The organism is Streptacidiphilus carbonis (assembly GCF_000787775.1).
GTDB classification, from domain to species: Bacteria; Actinomycetota; Actinomycetes; order Streptomycetales; family Streptomycetaceae; genus Streptacidiphilus; species Streptacidiphilus carbonis.
Genome location: NZ_BBPM01000074.1, coordinates 11149 through 32349 on the forward strand (window position 1 = coordinate 11149; position 21201 = coordinate 32349).

The 21201-nt window shown below is 68.2% G+C and carries 17 protein-coding genes and 1 pseudogene; 12 read left to right on the forward strand and 6 right to left on the reverse strand.

Annotation, left to right across the window (positions count from 1 at the left end; all coding sequences use genetic code 11):
- Positions 1-171: 171 nt before the first annotated feature.
- Together TR46_RS38555 and TR46_RS33650 are read right to left on the reverse strand one after the other, a co-directional pair.
- Complete coding sequence (locus tag TR46_RS38555; RefSeq protein ID WP_052433329.1) at positions 172-1242, reverse strand: ParB/RepB/Spo0J family partition protein; 1071 nt, start codon at positions 1240-1242, stop codon at positions 172-174.
- The gene (locus TR46_RS33650) at positions 1239-1958 is read right to left on the reverse strand and encodes a ParA family protein (RefSeq protein WP_042409739.1); all 720 of its coding nucleotides are present in this window, start codon (positions 1956-1958) and stop codon (positions 1239-1241) included. The genes TR46_RS38555 and TR46_RS33650 overlap by 4 nt, the downstream gene beginning before the upstream one ends.
- A 2357-nt stretch (positions 1959-4315) precedes the next feature.
- Here TR46_RS33650 and TR46_RS33655 point away from each other — a divergent pair.
- From TR46_RS33655 to TR46_RS33670, 4 genes are all read left to right on the forward strand, one after another.
- The gene (locus TR46_RS33655) at positions 4316-5200 is read left to right on the forward strand and encodes a ParA family protein (RefSeq protein WP_042409741.1); all 885 of its coding nucleotides are present in this window, start codon (positions 4316-4318) and stop codon (positions 5198-5200) included.
- Positions 5193-6191, forward strand: a complete 999-nt coding sequence (locus tag TR46_RS44785; protein WP_236655641.1) for a hypothetical protein — start codon at positions 5193-5195, stop codon at positions 6189-6191. Before TR46_RS33655 ends, TR46_RS44785 begins: the two co-directional genes overlap by 8 nt.
- Positions 6192-6536: 345 nt before the next feature.
- Positions 6537-7004: a hypothetical protein gene (locus tag TR46_RS33665; RefSeq protein WP_042409746.1), complete on the forward strand. Its 468-nt coding sequence runs from the start codon at positions 6537-6539 to the stop codon at positions 7002-7004.
- A gap of 282 nt (positions 7005-7286) precedes the next feature.
- Positions 7287-8762: a helix-turn-helix domain-containing protein gene (locus tag TR46_RS33670; protein WP_052433330.1), complete on the forward strand. Its 1476-nt coding sequence runs from the start codon at positions 7287-7289 to the stop codon at positions 8760-8762.
- A gap of 67 nt (positions 8763-8829) precedes the next feature.
- Here TR46_RS33670 and TR46_RS45445 read toward each other — a convergent pair whose 3' ends face one another.
- Positions 8830-9138 carry a transposase gene (locus TR46_RS45445; RefSeq protein WP_084719162.1) on the reverse strand — a complete coding sequence of 103 codons (309 nt, stop codon included), beginning with the start codon at positions 9136-9138 and terminating at the stop codon, positions 8830-8832.
- Positions 9139-9144: 6 nt separating this feature from the next.
- Here TR46_RS45445 and TR46_RS33675 point away from each other — a divergent pair, with 6 nt between their 5' ends.
- The 6 genes from TR46_RS33675 (at position 9145) to TR46_RS41740 (ending at position 15421) form a co-directional block, all read left to right on the forward strand.
- Positions 9145-9546 carry a VOC family protein gene (locus TR46_RS33675; protein WP_042409750.1) on the forward strand — a complete coding sequence of 134 codons (402 nt, stop codon included), beginning with the start codon at positions 9145-9147 and terminating at the stop codon, positions 9544-9546.
- A 252-nt stretch (positions 9547-9798) separates the two neighbouring features.
- Positions 9799-10365 (forward strand): alpha/beta hydrolase, encoded by a 567-nt coding sequence (locus TR46_RS33680; RefSeq protein WP_052433331.1) that lies wholly within the window; start codon positions 9799-9801, stop codon positions 10363-10365.
- Between the two features lie 428 nt (positions 10366-10793).
- Complete coding sequence (locus tag TR46_RS33685; protein ID WP_042409753.1) at positions 10794-11690, forward strand: alpha/beta hydrolase; 897 nt, start codon at positions 10794-10796, stop codon at positions 11688-11690.
- Between the two features lie 358 nt (positions 11691-12048).
- Positions 12049-12423, forward strand: a complete 375-nt coding sequence (locus TR46_RS33690) for a hypothetical protein (protein ID WP_042409756.1) — start codon at positions 12049-12051, stop codon at positions 12421-12423.
- 477 nt (positions 12424-12900) lie between these two features.
- The gene (locus TR46_RS33695; protein ID WP_042409790.1) at positions 12901-14874 is read left to right on the forward strand and encodes an NHL repeat-containing protein; all 1974 of its coding nucleotides are present in this window, start codon (positions 12901-12903) and stop codon (positions 14872-14874) included.
- A 184-nt stretch (positions 14875-15058) separates the two neighbouring features.
- The gene (locus TR46_RS41740) at positions 15059-15421 is read left to right on the forward strand and encodes a hypothetical protein (RefSeq protein WP_152626833.1); all 363 of its coding nucleotides are present in this window, start codon (positions 15059-15061) and stop codon (positions 15419-15421) included.
- 43 nt (positions 15422-15464) lie between these two features.
- Here the strand turns inward: TR46_RS41740 and TR46_RS42810 are convergent, their stop codons facing one another.
- Together TR46_RS42810 and TR46_RS33705 are read right to left on the reverse strand one after the other, a co-directional pair.
- Positions 15465-15635: a hypothetical protein gene (locus TR46_RS42810; RefSeq protein ID WP_161790248.1), complete on the reverse strand. Its 171-nt coding sequence runs from the start codon at positions 15633-15635 to the stop codon at positions 15465-15467.
- A 104-nt stretch (positions 15636-15739) separates the two neighbouring features.
- Positions 15740-16045, reverse strand: coding sequence for a transposase (locus TR46_RS33705; protein WP_439654410.1), 306 nt, complete (start codon positions 16043-16045; stop codon positions 15740-15742).
- Between TR46_RS33705 and TR46_RS45705 the strand changes: the two genes are divergently transcribed.
- Entirely contained in the window at positions 15966-16463 is a 498-nt protein-coding gene (locus TR46_RS45705; protein ID WP_500801698.1) for a DUF5372 family protein, read from the forward strand. The genes TR46_RS33705 and TR46_RS45705 overlap by 80 nt on opposite strands.
- Positions 16460-18502 (forward strand): recombinase family protein, encoded by a 2043-nt coding sequence (locus TR46_RS33710; protein ID WP_042409763.1) that lies wholly within the window; start codon positions 16460-16462, stop codon positions 18500-18502. The genes TR46_RS45705 and TR46_RS33710 overlap by 4 nt, the downstream gene beginning before the upstream one ends.
- A gap of 7 nt (positions 18503-18509) precedes the next feature.
- Here the strand turns inward: TR46_RS33710 and TR46_RS33715 are convergent.
- Positions 18510-19430: pseudogene (locus TR46_RS33715) on the reverse strand (IS256 family transposase); the annotation flags it as partial.
- Between the last annotated feature and the right edge of the window lie 1771 nt (positions 19431-21201).

Consider the following 21201-nt stretch of genomic DNA (forward strand, 5'->3'; position numbering starts at 1 on the left):
CTGGAGGCGGTGCAGCAGCCGCTCGTGGTCGCGCTCGGCCTTCTACCCCTGCTATGAGGTGGCCCGCTTCACTCCGGGGCGCTCGCCCTTGCGGCCAGCCTCCAGGACCAGGGCGACCGGCGGCAGGCTCTCGCGGCCGGTGTCCGCGGGCAGCGCGATCGGACCAGTCGTCTACTCCGCGTCGAGCTGGTTGGTCCTGCGCATGTTGGTGGCCACGCCGTGCAGGACGCCGGCCAGGTCCAGAAGTCCCTGGAGGGACAGCCGCTCGATCAGGGCCTGGGCGATGTCCTGGGTCGGCGTGGAAGTAAGCCACTCCCCCACCGCGGCACCAACGGACACGGGAGCGAGCCCGGTCCGCGGCTCCGGCACGCTACGACCACGCACCGGCTCCGGCGGGTAGGTGATAACGCGGTTATCACCCGGCGCCCCCGTGGCCGATTTCTCGACGCTACCCGGATCGGCCTCCGCCGACTGATTGATAACGGGGTTATCACCCGGCGGGGCAGTCTCGGTCGGCGGCGGGGCGAGAACGGAGGGCTGTGGCGGAGTGGCGGCAGTTGGCTTGTGCAGGTCCCGCTCGTGGGCGTCCAGTTGCTGTTCCAGCGGCAGCGCGGCGTAGTCGCGGGCTGCTTTCACGCCCAGCGTGCCGGTGGCGACCTTTGTTTGCAGGTCGGGGTGCAGGCTCAGCAGGGCAATGCGCTGGGAGACGAACGCCTGGGTCTTACCGATGCCGGCGGCGACCTTGCGCTGGGAGACGCCTTTGCCCGCCGGCGGCTTGTCCGTCAGCACCCGCAGGGCGCGGGCCTGCTCCATGGGATTCAGGTCCACGCGGAGCATGTTCTCGGCGATGGCCCACATCAGGGGGTCCACGGCGGCGGCGTCGTTGACCATGGCGGGGATCCGGTCGCGGCCGGCCAGCCGGCTGGCTTCGATGCGTCGGTGGCCCGCGACCACGACGTAGCCGGCGCCGGTGAGAGTGTCGGTGTGCTGGGGGTGGTGCTTGAGGAACGCGGTGACCGTGCACACGGTGACCGGTGCGATGACGCCGATCTCGGTGACGCTGCCCAGGAGTTCGCGGAACTCCGGATCCGTATGGTCGATGACCTCGCGGGGGTTTTCCGGGTTGAACGCCAACTCGTCCAGCGTCAGGTGGATGTCGGGGTGGCGTCGGGCGGCTTCGGTGGGCTCGTCCAGTGGTTCGCCGTCGAGCATGTCGGCGAGGTTGACGCGGCGGGCGCTCACTTGGCGCCTCCATTGATGATGAGCTCCAGGGCGAGCTTGTCGAAGTCCTGGCGGGCCTGCAGGGAGACGCGGTTGGCGTCGTACTGGGTCACCACCCGGCCCTCCGCGGATGCTCGGGTGTGCACTTTGTAGTGCCGGACGACGGTCTTGGCGAGGTGGCCGCGGTCGGACTTCCGCACGAAGTCCTGGGTCTGCTCCAGGTCGACGCTGCCGTCCCGGGGGTCCCAGTTGTTGATGACGACCGTGTAGGGGAGCTTGCGGGGCTGGACGACCTGGCGGATGGTGCGCAGGGTGGGCTTGAAGCCCAGGGGTTCGGGTTCGATGGGCAGGATGACGCTGTCGGCGTTGTCGAGGACGGCGCGCAGGATCTCCGCGGCGCGGCCGTCGCCGAGGGGGTCGGCCTGGTCGTCGTCCTCGGACAGGTCCAGCCAGCCGGGGGTGTCGACGAAGATGTGCTTGACGCCGGTGATCTTGCGGAGTTTCGCGAGCCCGGCGAGGTCCTTATGGGCCTGCGCGAACAGGAACGGCAGGTCGTCGCCGACCCGGTCGGCCCACCAGGAGGTGGATCCCTGCGGGTCCACGGAGACGGCCAGAACGGAGGGGGATCCGTTGGGCTGGACGCCGATTGCTTCCGCGGTGACCGCGGCGAGGTTCACGGTCAGCGTCGATTTCCCGACGCCACCCTTCTGGTTCAAAAGAACATGGACATGCGCCATGTGAGGCTCCGTATGCTTCCCGATGGTGCTGGTACTTCGGACCGCCCCAGCATTCCAGACGATCAGGGCGGATCGGACACCGGTGCCGCCCTGCCCGCTGATAACCCCGTTATCACCGCCGACCCCGGTCCCGTCGGCGGGTGCGGGGCGTTCTGGCTCGCTGCGGGGAACCTGTGCGAAAGGGCCGCGCATCGAAGCCGCATGCAGTCGGCGGGGGCTCCTGGTCGCGGCAGCACAGCTGCGTGCCGTGACGACGGGCCGCTCCGACAGCGCGGGTCCGCGCCCGGCGGCCGACTGGCCGTGGAGATAGCCGGAGCACTGACGATCCCCGACCCGTCCCACATGAAAGACCGTTGGATCCTGGTCCTCGACGACGTCTTCACCATCGGCTACACACCCTGAGCGCAGCCGCCGGGATGCTCAAGCGAGCTGACGCACACCGTGTCCAGGGCCTCGCGCTGGCGCACCAACCATGCACCGAGCACCCCTGACCCAAGCAGCCACGGCCCCTGAACGGCCCCGTACCCACCACACCGGCAACCCGAATTGGCCCCACTACCGGCCAAGGGGACCAGCCACGGGGCAGCTCTTTCTCGTACACGGTGCCGCCGATTCCCCTCCGGCACAGCATCCGACGATACTCAAACGCACGCTCAACCCCGCTCCGAGAGAGCAGTTCTGCACCCGTATTCGCACTCTCGCGTGCACCGAACAGCTGGGCAAAGAGACCTGTTTCCGCCTGCTGACTGCTCATAAAAGGACAGGAGCAGGCCGCTGCCGCGGACAGCACCAAGCGATCTCGCGTCTCCCGGAGCCCTACGCTCCGCGCCCCGCACGGTCCTTCTGGTGCCCGCGGAGCGCCGATCCGGACCTGGTGTGGAGACGTCACGGACTCCTCAACAGCACCCCGGCCGTGCGTCGTGGTGGCACGGACGGGAGTTGTCGACACCTGGGTTCAGGGGCCCGCCCCTGACTGGGATCCGATGACAGGCCGGGCGACGCTGCGCTGCGCAGTGGCCGCCGGCATCGGCGCGGATGGCGATGGTGGCACTGTGTCGGCGTAGGTGCCCCGGCGGCAGGACCTAAGGCGTCGGCTGGCCCGTCAACCGGAGTTGAGCTGGGAATATAACGATACATAGAGGGAGTTCACGATCGCGCAAGCGTATCGGCACGGTCCGTTTGATTCCTTGGGCACATGGGCCGATACAACGATCCATATAACGATAGACCCGGACGGGCACCCACTCCGCGGCACCCTGCCCAGTCCTGGATATAACGATAGATATCGTGAGACATATAACTAGCCACATACCTATCTCGATAGCTATGCACGCAACGATACTTGTTGCTAGTTCCCTAACCTTATGAGTTGTGATCACTATCCGGATCTGCATAGCGATCTACGCATCGATTTCTATACTTCTATAACTATCTCTAAGACTTACCTACTCACTTGCTGTCTTTCTAACTACCTCTCAACCTGTCGTACTTTCTTTCCTGCTGTCGTTCCGCCGGTCTTGCTGACTGACTTTCCTTCTAGCTGACGTACGGTCTGCCTATCGCACCGTCGACCTGTCGGACTGACTACCTTGCTGTCGAGCTGCCTTGCCTTCTTGCTGTCGACCTGTCTCACTGCCTACCTAGGTCACTGTCTTACTGACGGTCGACCGGCCTTTCTGTCGTGCTGCTCTACTGCCTGTCGGATGAGCTAGCTGACTGCGTTGCTGTCGATCTGCCTGTCGGTCGACCTGGCTGCTCTGGTTGCTGCCTTTCCGTCGTTCTGTCTGCTCGTCTGCCCGATGTACCGACTTCCTACGGGGCGGTGGATCTGACTGTCGGTCGGTCTCGCCGCCTGACAGCGTGACGGTCGATCTGCCGATCCGACGGACCGGCTGGCGTGAGTGCTGCGGAACTGTCCGTCCTGTGCCCTGTCAGGCCGTCGGATCGGTCAGGCGACGCCGACACGGACGAGCGGACCGCGGCCCCGCCTCCTCATCGGCTCCAAGCCCGGCCCCACAGCCGGTGCGCCGACCGGCTCCGGCATTGCGGTCGTCCCACCGGCGCCCAGGTCATCCAGCCGGTCGGATCCGTTCATACCGGGCCGGTGGGAGGGCATGAGCGCAAAAATTTCCTCACTGAGGGGCCAATGCGCGCGTCGGCCCACGGGGGAGTAGTGCCGACTGTTATCTTCGAGACGGAACATCGTGTGACACGAGAACAGAAGCGTTACTGGCGAGTCGGTTCAACGGCTCACCAGGGGCGAGCAAACGGACAATGTGGCTTAAGTCGCCTCAGGTCCGTGTGCGGACCTGATCTTGTGTCACTGGGCCGGAGACGACAGGGAGTGTGGTGGGGGCATGCAGGTGCTCACGGTGGCGAACCAGAAGGGCGGCGTCGGCAAGACGACGACGACCGTCAACCTCGCGGCGTCCCTGGCCCTGATGGGGGCCCGCACGCTGGTAGTGGACCTGGAGCCGCAGGCCCAGGCCGGCACCGCGCTGGGCCTGAACATCCCCTCCTCCGAGGTGTCCCGGTCGCTGGGCTGGGCCCTGCAGGCCCACGTACAGGGCATCGAGACAGACCTGCCCGGGATCATCTACGACCGCAGTACTTTGCTGGAGCCCTTCGAGACCACCGGTGTACTGCACCTGCTGGCCTCGGAGGAGTCGACCATGAGCCGCGCACAGGACCTGCTGGTCGGCGCCGGCTTCGCAGCCACTCCGATACTCCGCCGCATGCTGCTGAGTCTGGAGTCGCAGTACGACTTCGTCGTCATCGACACCCCGCCGGCGATCTCCTCCCTGGCGGCGGTCGGCTGGGCCGCGGGGGACTGGGTGGTCACCGTCTGCTTCCCCGAGTACGCCACCGTGCGCGGGGCCGTCACCCTGGCCGGGTCGGTCAAGTTCGTCGCGAAGAACACCGACAACGAGTGCCGCCCGCAGTACCTGGGCGCCGTGCTCAACAAGTCCAACCCGCCCTCGAACTGGAAGCAGCAGGAGGTCGACGTCCGCGAAGGCATGATCTCCTCGGGGCTGATGCCGTTCATCGGGGACATCCGCCAGAGCGACCTGATCTCACGCTCTTTCGCCGGCGGGGTACCGGCCGTCCTGGGCTACACGAACCTGCCGCCGGGCAAGCAGTACGCCGCCCTCATGCAGGAGGTCCTGACCCGCATGGACACCCCCCAGGACCAGTGGCAGATCGCACCGGCGCCGTTCGCGGAGGTGGAGAGCGTTGTCTGACGCCAGCAAGCCGGCGAACGGCACGCGCAAGAAGAAGACCCCGAGCGCGTTCAAGCGCCCGGGCGGCGAAAGCATGTTCAGCTCGGTGATCGCCGGCGCCGACGAGGTGGTCGCCAACTCCTTCATCGCCCAGGGGAACCCGGCTCCCACAGGCCCGCCCGCCGCGTTCCGCGCCCCTGCACCCAACGGGCCGGCCCAACCTACGCCGGCTGCGGCTCCCGCAGCGTCCCCGGCTCCCGCTGCTGCGCCGGCGGAAGCACAGCCCGCGCCCGCGTCCAGCCCTTCACCGGCGCCCGCGCCCGCGCCCACCGTAGCCGTGGCGCCGGCGCTCGAACGGGCAGAGACTGTGGGGCCGTCAGCGGCCGTCCCAACGGCGCTGCCTGTGGTCGAGGAGCGGCCGGTGCAGGTAGTCACCGCCCCGCAGGCCGTAGTTGAGCCTGCTGCGGCGCTGCCTGCCCAGCCCAAGGCCGAGCCGCCGACCGCCGCAGGGCGTGCCCCGGCGCAGCGTCGGCGTCCCGTGCGTCGTGCCGGTGGCTGGGCGCACCAGGCGGTGACCGAGAGTTTCGCCGACTCGGTGATCTCGTCGAACACCTGGACCACGCTGGGGTTCCGGATCGTGCCGGAAATACTGACCGCGGTGAAGGCGCGGTTGGCCGCGGACCGGCGCAGTTCGGGTAATGCGAAACTGGCGGTCGGTCACTACCTGGATGCGGCGCTGCGCAACGCGCCGGCGGAGGTGGGGGACCAGGTCGCATCCGCGCAGGCGTTCTTGACGCAGCGTATGGGTGTGGTCGATTCGGGTCGGCAGTCGACCTATCGGGTCGGGCCGCAGGCGCGGGCGTTGGCGACGAGCTTGAACGCGGCTTTGCAGGAGGCCGATCACGCGCGCAAGGGCATCTTCGTGGTGTCGGCGGCGCTGGAGTCGCTGCTGGCGTCGCTGGAGACGGAGGGCGAGCTGCCTTCGCCGAGCTTGTTCGCCCGGGAGGGCTGAGGGCTTTCACCAGCTGGTTATAACGATGGGTGCACCGATGGCTATGCCGATCGGTGCACCCATCGTTGTTGTGTCCTCCGGTGCGATGGCTATACCGCTCTAACTGTCGATCCGACGAGTGATCCGACGGTCTTTCTGTCTAACGACGGTACTGCTCAGCTATTTAGCTATCTGTGTGTCACTAGAGGGTCATCCGTCGACGGGCGGTCAGAACCCGGCATTTGCGGGCAAGATGCGGCAGAAATCGGACAAGTCGGCATGATGGATTCTCGTGTCACACGACGAAAGCGTCTCTGGTTGCGTTAATGTGATCCTGCAACACATGGGATCCCTGGGAAGGCAGAAATGATGACTCGCGCGCTCTCCGCCCACGCCGTCGCAATAGCGGCCGGCGTCAGCCAGACCTGGGCCTGGAAGGCCCGCGACTCCGGCATCATCCTGGCCCCGCACTCCGAGGACGACGTCATCGCCCTGCGCGTGTACGTGTGCGTCTCCCAGCTCGCCTGGCCCGGCGAACGCCGCGCCCGCTCGGAGAAGCACGAACTGCAGTTGTGGCAGACCCTGGCCGTCAACGCCGCCCGCGACGCCGTCTCGGACCGCACCACCACCCAGGACACCGTGCTGTGGGTCATGCCCGACGCCGTCCGCGTGGTCACCACCCCCGGCGAACGCGCCGCCTTCGAACTGGACATGCTCGGCGGCCGCACCGCCATGCGCATCCCCGTCGGCAAGTGGATCGCCGAACTCGAGGACACCCTCACCAGCATCCCCACTCCCCGCCTGCGCGGCACCACCGCGAAGGCCACCCCCTGAGACCCCGGGCTGGAGTGCACAAGCCACCCGCACCCCAGCCCGGAACACCCTGACCCCGACCCCCGCCAGCAGGTGATGCCCACCCCCACAACCGCATAGCGACCCACCGCCCGCACCGGACGCCCAACGCGCCCACCCACGCCGGGCCGTGGGTTTTGTGTTCCCTCCGGCAGCCTCGACCCGCTGCCGCGAATCAACACGCCCATTTTCAGGTTCCGGACACCGCTGCCCTCCGGAGCACGGCTTTTTGCGCCCTTTTCCCGCACGCTCCGGAGGATCCGCATGCCCGCCAGCACCACGCACCGCTCCACCCGCACCGCTCCACCCGCACGCTTCACCCCCTGCTCCGCCCCCGACCTCCTGCCCGCCCTGGCGATCCCCGCTCGCCAGCAGTGGATCGGGACCACCACCGGCCGCGTCGCCACCGACGGCTACTCATGGCTCCAGGCCGTCCACTGGGTCATCGGCTCGGGCCTGTACACCCCCCGCCGCAGCCACGGCCCCCAGGACATGGGCCCCACCACCGAACGCCTGGCCAAGCTGCTGGCCGACCTGAGCCCCTGCCGCCCCGGCATCGACTACCTGGTACGCCGACTCGGCGTGGGGGAGCGGACCGTGCAGTACCACCTGGACATGCTGCGCGAAGCCGGGCTCGTGGCCTACATCGAGCGCGGCACCCGCAGCCGCGGCCGGAGCGCGCGAGCCTCCCACTTCGCCCTCCTGATCCCGGCCGCCTTCGACACCGCCCTCGGAGTGCGCACCACCGGCGACGGTGCCCACCGCCGCATCACCGGCGTCGCCGAAGCCAGTCGCGCACTCCTGGCCAACCTCGGCCACCGCGCCACCCGTCGCGCCCCCAGGGCCCCCAAGCCCAAGCACACCCCCCCGACCGCACGCACCAGGACCACCACTACACCCCACCCGTCCCGCCCGACACAGGCGCTCCCCAGCGGCCCAGCAGACCTCTGCCGTTGCACCCCAATGGAGGGTGGTTGCTGTACTTGCCCTGCTGACGGTTCTCCCATCCTTCCCCCTGAGAGCAAGCTCGCTCCCGGGCATCGCCACCAGCCCGCCCCCACCCACCGACAGGCCACGCGCGGCCGCGCCCGGACCCTGAACCGCGTCGGCCGCCGCTACCAACTCGCCTGGGAACTCGTCCAGCAGGTCCCCTGGCTCAACCGCGCCGCCGTTGCCCGGATCGCCTGGGTCATCCGGGACATGTCCGACGCCGGATGGACCACCGACGAGGTCCTGGGCTGGCTGGACAGTACCCCGGTCCCCGAACGGATCCACCGGCCCTCGGCCTTCCTCGCAGCCCGGGCCGAGGCCGCACACCAGGTCATCACCACCCCCCAGCAGCGCGCCCGACTCGCCGAGAGCCGCCGTGACACCCGCCGCGCCACCGCCGCACGGCACCTCGACTGGGACGGAGCCTGGTCCCAGCCCACCAACCCCACCATCCGCCAGCAGGTCGCAAAAGCCCTGGCCGCGCCCATCCACGGCACCGCAGCCGACACCGGAGCAACCCTCCACGGCGCCGACGACCCGCAACTGCTCCTGGACGACCTCACCCGCGCCGAGGTGGCCGACCTCCGGGCGCTGGCACAGCAACACCCGGACCTCATCCGCATGGCCATCGAGACCCAGGGCGAGGCATACGCCCGCCGTCTCTACACCAACGCCGTCATCGACCAGTTGACCCGCAACCCCCAGCCCAGCGCCACCCTGCTCCAGCCCCGACCCGGTCGACAGCCGTGACCGGCCGTCGACTCGTCCAGCACTCAGATACGGGATCGCCCCCCGAAGCCCCATCGCAGGGGGTCGATCACCTGCTCAGCCTCGTCCAGGGACGGTCGATCTTCGGGCTCAGAACACGCTGGCGGCTCTTCAGGATCTCGTTCTCCTGCCGCAACTCCGCAATCTCCCTGTGCGGTTGCCGCAATTCGTCCGCCTCGGCGGTGGCGGGCCAATCCTTGCTTTCACCGCCGTCGGCCTCGGCTCGACGGACCCAGTTCCGCAGGTCCTCCTTGCGGATGCGCAGGTCCCGCGCGACGTGCGCAAAGGGCCGGCCGGTGGAGTGAAGCCCGCGGATTTGCGCGCTCTCGCAGTGCGTCGAGGGGCTCCGTGGCAGGATCGCCTGATGCTACGACTCTTGGGTTTCATCATCGACTGCCCGGACCCGATGGAGCTGGCTACCTTCTACGCCCAGGTGACTGACCGGGCCATCGGGGAGGGCAGTGACGACAACTTCGCCCGCATCGCTTTCGGTGAGGTTGATCTGGCCTTCCAGCGGGTGGAGGACTACCGCCCCCCACGCTGGCCCGACGACGAACACCCCAAGCAGTACCACCTCGACTTCGAAGTGGGCGAAATCGAGCCCGAACAGCGTCGCGTCCTCAGACTCGGTGCAACGCTGCACAAGGACTTCATCGGACCCGAGGGCTACGGCTGGCAGGTCTACACCGACCCAGTCGGGCATCCGTTCTGCCTGTGCCGCCACGAAGGGGTCACGTGGACCGACAAAGGCATGGTGTGGCCCTGACCCTGATCAGGTTGATCAACCAGTGAGGGCGAAATCGTCCTGCTGGGCACGGACGTCGACCGTCCGAAGTGCTGGACGCAATGCCAGCTCCAGCAGGAGGTCGCTGTTGGAGTGGACGCAGGCAAAGGGAGGGCTTCGGTGCCGGGCACGTCCGGTCTGCCGCCTGTCTGGCTGCGCCCTCGAAGACCCCGCCGGATCACCACGTGCGTCGCCTGCGCGGCTGCCCAGGACCCGGGGTTCCTCATCAAGATCATGCAGGTACGGTCAGCCGACGTCTCCTTCGTGCTCGACGAACTGACCGGACCGCACCCGGCATGGAGGGCGGCATCTCTGATCGACCCGGCCCGGATCGCAGTGGCGGGCCAGTCCCTCGGGGGCGCCACCGCCGTCGCAGTCCTGCTGGAGGACTCCCGTCTACGCGCCGGAATCGACATGGACGGCACCACCTACGCCCCGATCCCAGACAGCGGGCTGCCGAGGCCGTTCATGTTCCTGGGCACGCAGGCCAACCACAGCCCAGGAGGCCCGGACACCAGCTGGGACCGGGACTGGAAACTCCTGACCAACTGGAGGCGCTGGCTCGTCGTGGCCGGAGCGCAACACATGTCCTTCACCGACCTTGGGCTGCTGAACGACCAACTCGGCCTCGGCCACAACGCCGTCCTGCCCGGCACGCAGGGCATGGAGATCACCCGCCGATACGTCAGAGCCTTCCTCGACCTGCACCTGCGCAACCAGCCGCAACCCGTACTGGACAAGCCGTCAACGCGCTACCCGGAAGTCAAGTTCTGCCACCCGGACACCCATACCTGCCAATAGCGCCTCTTCGGAGGCGTCGTGGAGTAGTGATCCGTGGTTTTGGTAGGGTCCTCGGCATGTCCTACATGTTCGTTCGCCTCCGTACCGCCTAGGACGTCTGCCGCCGCAGTCGCTCAGCGACCGGCGCCAGCCGAGGAACCAGCAGAAGGCCATCGTGTCTGACGGCACTGCCCTGCGGGTGCCGCTCGGCCCTGACCGTCGACGCGCACTCTTGCCGGTGAGTACATCCACGTCGTGTGCTGCCCCTGACCAGGTGGCTGACGCTGGTTGATCGCTGCCGTCGGCCTGCGTGCGCCCGGCCACTGAACCGTGATGCGCCTGGCGACAGGCGTGCCCGTTTCTCTCTTGGACTTCGGCGGCGCACCGCGTCGGTATCAGTCCTTCAGGCATGCCTGCTGCGCCGCCCACCGAACATAGGACTGACACGAATGACATCTGTCTCCAGCAACTCTCCCCGTCCGCGCCAGGCCCGCGAGGCCGATGCGACGTTCGTGCTCGTGCACGGCGTGTGCGCCAGCTCGTTCATGTGGGCTCCCGTCCAGCGCGAGCTGGCGCTGCTCGGGCACCGCAGCTTCGCCGTGGACCTGCCGGGACACGGTTTTGACGCGCAGTACTCTGCCGCGTACCAGGCCCCGCAGGACCTTGACGCGTGGGCGGCCGAACCGTCCGAACTGGCCGGGGTCACCCTTCAGGACAACGTCGACATGGTCGTCGACGTCGTCCGGCGGCTGGCCGAGCACGGTCCGGTGGTCCTGGTGGGCGCCAGCCTCGGTGGAACCACCATCACTGGGGTAGGCAACACGATTCCTGACCTGGTGGGGCGGCTCGTCTACATCTCCGGCTGGTCCTGTGTGGAACGCTCCAACCCCATCGCATACATGCAGGAGCCCGAGTTCGCCGACAACCTGATGGCCCCGCTGGCCGCGCTGAACGTCGGCAATCCCGCCGAACTCGGCGTCGGCCGGGCGAACTACCGCACCGCCGCCCCGGTCATGCTGGCCGAGCTCAAAGCGGCGATGATGGCGGACAGCACCGATGAACAGTTCCGGGCCTTCCTCAACATCCTGCAGCCGGACGAGTCCCTGGCGGTGATGATGTCCGACGCCCGCGGCCACGCGGACACCTGGGGCACCATCGCCCGCTCCTACATCCGTCTTACCGAAGACCGATCGCTTCCCGTGGCCATGCAGGACCGCCTGATCGCCGAAGCCAACGCGCTGACGCCCGGCAACCCGTACGACGTGCACACCCTGGCCACCAGCCACGTCGGGTTCCTGCTCAAGCCGGCGGAAGTGGCCGGCATCCTCGACCAACTGACCGTCTGACCCCAAAGGCGCAAACCACTACCTAGCGCATTGGTTGGGGGCAGCCCACGGCTGCCCCCAACCAATGAACGCCGCAGGCAAGCCCTACGAACTCGCCAACGGATCAGGAGTTGGCCTCCGAAGCCCCGGCTGCCGTGCGGTAGGCGGAGCTGCAACAGCGGGCAAAGAGGCGGCCAGGGGAACTGGGCCGTAGGTCGTGGAGGTCGAAGACTGGCTGGCCCATCCTCGTCGGCCCGCATCGCTGGCGCGGAGGGTCGAAGTTGGCTGTTGGACGATTCCGTGCGTCCGCTGGACATCCCCCAGCGGGGCGAGCAGGATCCCCAGCGCACCACTCGCTGAAGGAGAAGGGGGCGGACGGGTGGAAGACCGGGACATCGAGACGGCGCGGGCGTTCATCGAGGAGCAGAACCCTCACGTGCCGAAGGAGCTCCGCCACGCGTTGCTCGCGGACCACATCGCCCTGCGTGACGCCTTGGCCAGCATGGAGGGCTTCTGGGAGCGGATGCAGGACGGCGACCCGAATGACTTTGTCGACGACATGCTCCGGCTGGCCGGCGTCTGCAACGGGGTCACCCTGCAGGCCCTCGCCCGCGACCGGGCCCAGTACGTCGTTGAGAACAACGTCGCGCCGGAACTGCCGCTGGAGCAGTGGAACCAGATGGTGGAACTGACGGGAACGGGCTTCCTGGACGGCTTCATCATCGGGGCCAGGTTCATGCGTCTGCGCCCCTGACCGCTTGCCCCACCCGTTAGGGCGATACCCCACTCCCGCCAACAGATGACGGCTTATCAGCCTGGTGCCGTCAGGCAGGGCAGCCGTGGGGAAGCTGCTGCCCTGCCGCCGCCGTCGTGCCCGGCGGGAGCCCGCTGACTGGCCGGGCGGCGTCCGGCGCAGATGCCGCACTCACTGATCGGGCGGGGAACGACTGATGGTGCCGGTCTGGGTGCCGACGCGGTCTGTCCGGTTACTCTCTCGATGTCGTTCAAGGGCGCCGCGGTAGTGGCGACGTGCACGATGACGTGGGGCCGGTCGGGTTCGCAGACTTCCGTGAAGTGGCCCTTGTAGCCGCGCCAGCCCGTGCTGCCCTTGATGCACGGGGAAGCTTCAGCAGGGGTCAGTGCCCCGGAGGATAGTGCAACTGGCTGATGGTTGCCGGCGTCGAGCGCGTGCCGTCCGGGGGTGGGGCGTGGTGTGGGCGACAGTGCCTCCATGCGTCGACGCCGTCAGCTCCTCTTTGTCGCGATTCTGCTCGCCTGCCTTGGTGCGGGCGCCGTCACCGAGGCCGGTGGTGCCGTCCGGGCGGCCGCCGCGTTCAGTCAGGACGGCGTTGTGCGGAGCGGAGCGACGCCGCTGGGGCAGGTCGAGGTGACGCTGCTGGAGGCCGGTACGCGCGCGGGCGCCCAGCCGCGTGTGCTCGCCGGCGCGTGCAGTGGGCCGGACGGGCGGTTCCACTTGGTCTACCGTCCACCCACGGATGCCGCTGCGGTCCTGTATCTGATCGCTGACGGTGGCCCGCAGGCGCCCGCGTTGCGGCTCGCCGCCGTGCTGGGGGGCGGGGGCGGGCCCGACGTCGTGGTCAACGAGCGCACCACCGTCGCGGCGGCGTACGCGTTCGCGCAGTTCACCCGCGCAAGTTCCGTCTCTGGCGACAGTCCGGGCCTGCCGAACGCCGCTGCGATCTCGCACAATCTGGCCGACGTCCGCACCGGCGGGATTGCGCCGCTGCTCGCCGCGCCACCCAACGGGCAGGAGACCTCGACCCTGGCCGCGTTCAACACCCTCGCCGACCTCCTCGCGGTCTGCGCGCGCGGCCGCGGCTGCGAGGACCTGCTGCAGTTGGCCCAACCACCGGGACAGCCGCGGCCGGGCGACACGTTCCAGGCCGCCGCCGACATCGCCCGGACGCCGGGGAACCAGGTGGCCGCGCTCTTCGCGCTGGCCCGGACCGAACCGCTCTACCGGCCGGCGCTGGCCGCCGCGCCCGACGCTTGGACGCTGGCCCTGCGCTACGACGGCAACGGCCACGAGATCAACGGACCGGGGAACATCGCCTTCGATGCGGCCGGTAACGCCTGGGTCAGCAACAACTACCGTTTCGCCCTGGACCCGCGCACCCCGGTCTGCGGTGGGCGGACCGTGCTGGCCGTCTCGCCCACCGGGACGGACCTGCCCGGCGCGCCGTATCGAGGCGGCGGTCTCTACGGTGCTGGGTTCGGCGTCGCCGTCGACCGGGCCGGGCGGGCGTGGGTCTCCAACTTCGGGTTCCAGGGCACCGGATGTGCGGTGGACCCGAGCCGTCACGACGTCTCCGTGTCGGAGTTCGCCGCCGACGGCCACGCGCTGTCGCCGGCGTCCGGCTGGCGCTTCGGCGGTATCAGCCAGCCGCAGGGCACCGTGGCCGACCGGTCGGGGAACATCTGGATCGCGAACTGCGGCAACCGCAGCGTCACCCGCATCCCGAAGGGACGCCCGGAGCTGGCCCGCAACCTCGCCCTGGGCGGTGTCGGCCTGGTCAAGCCCTTCGACATCGCCGTCGACCCGGCGGGACGGGCGTGGGTCACCGGCAACGGCAGCGACAACGTGGTGGAGCTGGCTCCGGACGGCCGTCCGCTGCGAACGGTGACCCCGTCGGGGCTGCACCGGCCTCTGGGCATCGCCTCCGACAGCGAGGGGAACCTGTGGGTGGCCGACAACCGGGTCCTGCCGGTGCCCTGTGCGGGCGGTACGACCGCGGACTTCACCTCCGCGCTGAACGCCGTCCCGGCCGGCGGGATGCGACCCGGTGTGATGATGATCCGGCCGGACGGCATCTCCACGCCGACGTCCTTCACCAACGGCGGGCTGGTGCTCCCGTGGGGCGTGGCGATCGACGGGGACGACCACGTCTGGGTGGCGAACTTCGCCGGACAACGGCTGGCCGAGCTGTGTGGGGCACGCGTGGCGATGTGCCCGCCGGGCTACCGGACGGGCCGGTCGATCTCGCCGGCCGCGACCGGGTACAGCAGCGACGGGCTGGTCAGGAACACGGGCGTACAGATCGACCCGTCCGGCAACGTGTGGCTCGCCAACAACTGGCGGACGGTCCCCTTGCAGACCAATCCCGGAGGCCACGAACTCGTCGTCTTCGTCGGGCTCGCCGCACCCGTGCGTACCCCGCTCGCCGGGCCGCCACAGCACCCGTGAGGGAACCACCCCAGTCATGGTTCTGCATGTGCCCCGTCGGTGCTCGGTCGGGACCAACTGCAGCTGGGGGTGGTTGGCTCACTAGGCGTGGGTGTGATGCGCGATTTGATCGCCGCGTTCAGCGCTGCGGTTAGGGGGGCGGCTGTCCGAGACCGGGTGGCGAAGGCGTTCGGGCGATATCTACATGTTCGACCTTGGTGACGGCTTCCAGGCCTGGCTGGGTCTCAAGCGCGCTTCGAAGCACCATCCCTTGGCGATCAACCCGGTCGTCGGGCTTCGCTATGACCCTGCTGAGCGTCTTCTTGCGGGGCTTCTGGGCGAGCTGCCAGGGCCGTCGGCGACGATTGCCTGGCCTGTTGGATATCTGACGCCCCGGAACAGGTTCCTGCAGCTGAAGGTGTCAACCGAGGATGATGCCGAACCGGCCGCGGAGGAACTGCTTGAGCTGGTGTACGACTACGGACTGCCGTTCGCCCGGCACCATGCCCAATCCCGACCGGGCAAGACTGCTCCTCCCGGTCCTGCAGCACCTGCAGGGCCAGGATGAGGCAGCTCGCGAGTCCCAGGCTGCGATCGCCTCGGGACGACCATCAGGTCTGGGTGTCGACTTGGTCGAGGGCGACGACGAGTTCTTCGACCAACATCTGGTGCTGCTCTCGTTCGGTATGCCGTGCTGGGCTGGTCAGGACCATCGTCTTTGCCAAGCCAAGAGCGTCTGGCCCAGCGCCCAGCAGTTCGCGAGTGACGATGATGGAGTCCATCACGCCGATTCCACGCGTGCTCAGCATCTCCTGGACGGCTGGCATCTCGGTGCCCGTCGCCAGCGGGTGTGTCAAGAAAACGGCGGATCTGCCCTGTTGGATGGTTACTTGATGTCGGTGGGCATGCGGCCTTCGAAGGCGATGGCGAAGGCGTTCAGGGGGGCCTTCCAGCGGATGGTCCAGCGCTTGCGGCCGTTGCCGGTCAGGTCGAGCGACATCAGCGCCATGTAGACGCACTTGAGGGCTGCCTGCGGGTTTGGAAAGTGCCCCCGGGCCCGCACGGCCCTACGGATCCGGGCATTGACGGACTCGATCGCGTTCGTCGAGCAGATGACTTTCCGGATCTCCACATCGAAGGCCAGGAAGGGCACGAACTCGGCCCAGGCGTCGGACCAGAGCGGGCATTTGATTGCCCGTAGTCGTGTAGCTCCTGAGGATTCGCTGGTGGTGACGCATCCGTTCCACCCGTGGTCGGGGCGGCGGGTGCGGGTGTGCGTGACGCTGCGCCGCCGGGGCGGGCTGGTCTATGTGTGCACGCTGGGTGATGGGATCACGGTCACGCTTCCGCAGTCATGGACGGACCGAGGGCCTGTGGCTAACGGGCTCCGGCTGAGCGTGGACACCCTGGCAGACTTGTCTGCGCTGGTCGATGCACTCGTGCGCCGTGGCGGTGCGCCGGTCCCCGCGGTCAGCGTGGAAGCAGAACCCTCCACGACGTGCCGCACGGAGGTGACCGAGCGTGGTTCTCGCCCAGACGGTCCGTGCGGCTGCCGTGCCGATGGTGGCGAACATGCTGGAGGCTGCGTGGCGGAAGCAGGCCGCGGATGAACGCGAATGCGAAGGTCACCGCCTCGCACCGCTCGAGGCAAGCGATCGTGTATGTGCGCCAGTCGACACTGCTGCAGGTGCGCGAGAACACCGAGTCCACCGCCCGCCAGTACGCGCTCGCCGACCGCGCCCGCGAACTGGGCTGGGCCGACCAGGACATCGTCGTCATCGACGCGGACCTTGGTCTCTCGGGACGCTTCTCCGGGCTTCGGCCCGGCTTCGGGCAGGTCGTCACCCGGGTCTGCCTGGGCGAGGTCGGCGCCGTGTTCGGCCTGGAGGTGTCCCGACTTGCCCGCTCGTCCGCGGAGTTCGGCCGCCTGCTGGAATTCGCCCGCCTCACCGACACCCTCCTGATCGACGCGGACGGCGTCTACGACCTCGGCGACTTCAACGACCGCCTCATCCTGGGCCTGAAGTCCACGATGAGCGAGGCCGAATTACACGTTCTGGCCGGCCGCCTGCACGGAGCCCGCCGAGCCGCGGCCGAACGCGGCGACCTGCGGCTGACGCTGCCCGTCGGCCTCCTCCACGACGCCGACGGCCAGACCATCCTGGACCCGGACGAGGAGGTCCGCGAAGCGATCGCGGACGTCTTCCGCCTGTTCGAGCAGCACGGATCCGCCCTCGGCGTGGTGCGCGCGTTCGCCGACCGCAGGTTCCCGCGGCGGGACACCGGCGTGTGGGCCGGCAGGCTGGGCTGGGGCCGGCTCACCCACGGCCGGGCCGCCGACGTGCTGCGCAACCCGGCCTATGCGGGTGCCTACGCGTTCGGCCGCACCGCCACCAGCCGCAAGGTCCGGCCCGACGGCACCGTCGTCACCTGCGTGAACCGGCTGCCACGCGACCAGTGGAAGGTCCTGATCCCCGACCATCACGAGGGATACGTCTCCTGGCAGCAGCACCTGGACATTCAGGCGAAACTGGCCGGGAACCGCACCCAGGCCGGTGCCCGGCCGCCCCGCGAGGGTGTCCCGATCTGTCAGGGCATCATCTTCTGCGGCTCGTGCGGCTTCCCGATGGGCACCCGCTACCGCCGGGCCGACAACACCGCCGACTACGTGTGCATGCGCGCCCGCAGCGACGCGGTGACCACACCCGGCTGCCACTCGGTCGCCGCGGCCGCGATCGACCCGGTCGTCGAACGGCTGCTGCTGGACGCACTCACTCCCGACCAGGTCCACCTCGCCCTTGCCGCCGCCAGGGACGTCCACCAGCGGCACCACCGATCCCACCGCGCGGCTGAGCTCGCCGTCGAACGCGCCCGCTACGAAGCCGACCGGGCCGAACGCTCCCTCAGCCAGGTCGAACCGGAGAACCGGCTGGTCGCCCGCTCGCTGGAGGCCCGCTGGGAGACCAAGCTCGCCGCACTGGCCCAGGCCGAGCAGCACCTGGCCGACCTGCAGGCGGCCCAGCCCGCGCTACCTGAACCCGACCGGCTCAAAGCCCTGGCCGAGGACCTGCCCCGACTCTGGCAGGCACCCACCACCACATCCAGGGACCGAAAACGCCTGATCAGGACCCTGATCGCAGACGTCACCGTCCGGCACGTCGACTTCGCCGACGCCCACGTCGGCATCCGCTGGCACACCGGCGCGGTCGACGAGATCGTCTGCGCGCGCCGGACCAACCGCACCCCGAGCCAGGCCGTCGAGATCATCCGCGACCTACTCGACACCAGCACCGACGCCGAGATCGCCGACCACCTCAACCAACTGGGCCTGAAGACCGGAAACGCGCGGCCGTTCAGCGTCGCCTCGATCCGCTTCGTCCGCGCCAAATACGTCATCGGCTCCGTCCGCAGCGACCCGACCGGGCCCGGCGAGATCACCGTCCCCGAAGCCGCCCGGATCCTCGGCGTCCACGAAGCCACCGTCTATCCCTGGCTCCGCAGCGGCGAACTCCCCGCCCGCCAGGGACGGCACCACCGCTGGTGCATCCCCTGGAACGACGCGATCGAGCAGCACTGGCAACAGCGCGTCGCCGCCGAACCCAGGATCAGACGGCCAAACCCCAACAACGAGAAAGGACAGGCAGTATGAAGCCGACTTCCCACAGCCTGACAACGGCCGGATACTTCGCTCCCCAGAGCTCGCTGAACTCCAAGAACCGCTCGGTGGCCGCGGCCTCGCTGGGCGCGGTGTAGACCGGCCGCAGAGCCTTCGCCATCTTGTCCCAGTCCGCGCGCGACGCGTAGCGGAAACTGTTCCTCAGGAGGTGCACGATGCACGTCTGGACAATCGTTCGAGGCCAGACCGTCGCCACCGCGTCGGGCAGTCCCTTGAGGCCGTCGCAGACCAGCATCAGCACATCGTCCACGCCGCGGTTCTTCAGCTCGGTGAACACCTGCAACCAGTGCTTGGCGCCCTCGCCGCCGTCGCCCGCCCAGATCCCCAGGATCTCCCTGGTGCCCTCGACCGTGACGGCCAGGGCCACGTAGATGGGCCGGTTCGCGACCTGGTCGTTTCGGACTTTCACGTTGATGGCGTCCACGAACACCACCGGGTAGACCGAGTCCAGCGGACGCGATTGCCATTCGGCCATGCCGTCCATGACCTGGTCGGTGATGGTGGAGATGGTCTGCTTGGACACGTTCGCCCCGTAGACCTCGGCCAGGTGCGCGGCGATCTCGCCGTGGGTCAGCCCCTTGGCCGACAGCGACAGGACCATTTCGTCGACGCCGGTCAGCCGGCGCTGGCGCTTGCGCACGATCTGCGGTTCGAAGCTGTTCTCCACGTCGCGGGGCACGGCTATCTCGACCGGGCCCACATCGGTGAGCACGGTCTTGGTGCGGGTGCCGTTGCGGCTGTTGCCGCCGTCGCGCCCGGCCCGGTCGTGCTTCTCGTAGCCCAGGTGGTCGGTCATCTCGCCCTCCAGGGCGGACTCAAGCACCCGCTTCGTCAGCTGCTGCAGCAGCCCGCCCTCGCCGGTCAGCTGCAGGCCACCGGCACGGGCCCGGTCCACCAGCATCCCGATCAGCTGGTCGTCCACCGCCTCAGCCGTCGAAGTGTCCACGGTCTCAGTCGTCACGTCAGTCACTGGTGAATCCTCTTCCCCAGGCAAGCCATCCGGCTACCTGGCACGGCGGGTGATCCGCCGTTAATTCGACACTCCCGGTCCTGGCAACCAGCGTTCAGTCGGAGAAGACGTGGCCGCTGCTATCGCTCAAAACTGCCAGCCTCGGAGAGCCCACCTCCAAAAGGCAGGCCAGAGGACCCGGGCGAGGAGCTCAAAGGTACCCACGAACATCACGGCCGCTACCAAGACGCCAAGGGCCACAGCAAGTGGGAGCTGTGCGGACCGGCTACTGAGCCGCCGTCCGGTCTCGGCAGCTTCGTCTGGCTCGAAGCCGACGTAACCCGGTCGGGGTGACGGAGAAGACATGGGTACCACCGTGGCCGGTGTCGCCCTCGTGGATCAGAGTTCGCGTACTCATCTGCAGTTGAGTACGCGTACTCACTAGGTGTTACCAGTGGAGTCCGTGCTCCTTCAGGGCCGCCAGCTGCGCCGCGCTCAGCTTGTCCTTGCGGCTTTTGGTGTTGGAGATCCATACCCCCAGCTTCACGGGGTGCCGCCCTCCAGCTCTTCCGTGTGGGCCCTGGGTACCACCACGGAGCCGGTGCGTTCGTTGTACTGCCGCAGGGCTGCCAGGCCCCCGGGTGAAGGCCGTAGAGCGTCCCCCAGAGCCCTTCGCGGGCGCCTGCTGCTCCGGTGCGGGGACTCATGACCTCGTGGCTGGCCTGGGCGACGCTGGAGCTCGGTGTCTCTGTGTGAGGGGGGAAAGTGAGCTCTGGGTCTCGGCAGTTTCTGTCTCGTTTGATGGTGCCCGTCCTTCTGCCGGTCGTCGGGTTCGTGTGCCTGCTGCTGGCCGCGACGGGCTTCTGGGCCACGGTGGGGATGGTGCTCGTGGGCTTGGTGGCATGTGCGGGTCTGGTTGCTTGGCTCGGCGTGTGGCTGTTCTTGAGGTCCCTTTTCAAGCACTACGGGCTGTAGGGGCATTGGCTTGCTCGTTTGTGTGCGCAGCCTGTTAGGTGTCGGTGGGGTTGCGGTGGTGGTGTGTCAGGTGTTTTCAGCGGCTGGTTTGTTGGTGTTGCGGTGAAGTGTGGGTGTCGTCCGGGATGGCGCTTGGCTGGTCTGTACGCGCAGCTCACCGGGGAGTCAGGGCATTGCGCTTGCTCAGTGGCTGCACGCCGCGATTAGCTGCGTCTGCAGTCCCTGGGCCGGGAATGGCTTACCCGGACGGGCCGTCAAAAGCCGAACCACGCCGTTGACAGGCTCGGTCCCGGTAGGCATGAAGAGCAACTACGATGATTCCTCACGGAGGGCCAGAGCGACCCATCGGGAGTGGCTCAGTTTTCGTAAAACGCGTAGCCTGCAATTCTGATGCATAGCTCAATAGAATCAAGAATTAAACCCCGTCAGACGGAACCCTCTCACGCTTCCGAATCTGTCGAACCGCCCCACAGGGGCCACGCTGCCAGGTTGCTCCGCGCGGAGCGCGGTCAAGCCAGCCACAGAAGAGCCGTAGCAGCGCAGCCGACAGCAACCCAGCCAACCCAAGCACTTCAACGATATAAACCCATTGGCAGACACGGGGCTTGGAGCGAAGCGGAAAGCCCCAACCCCAGCCAGTCCGAAGCGAAGCGCGGACACCCGTCGGCGAAGCCGGCCCTGCGCGAAGCGCAGGCGCGTCCCCGCGCAGCGGGGACGTCGTCGGCGAAGCCGACGCACCGTCAAGCGC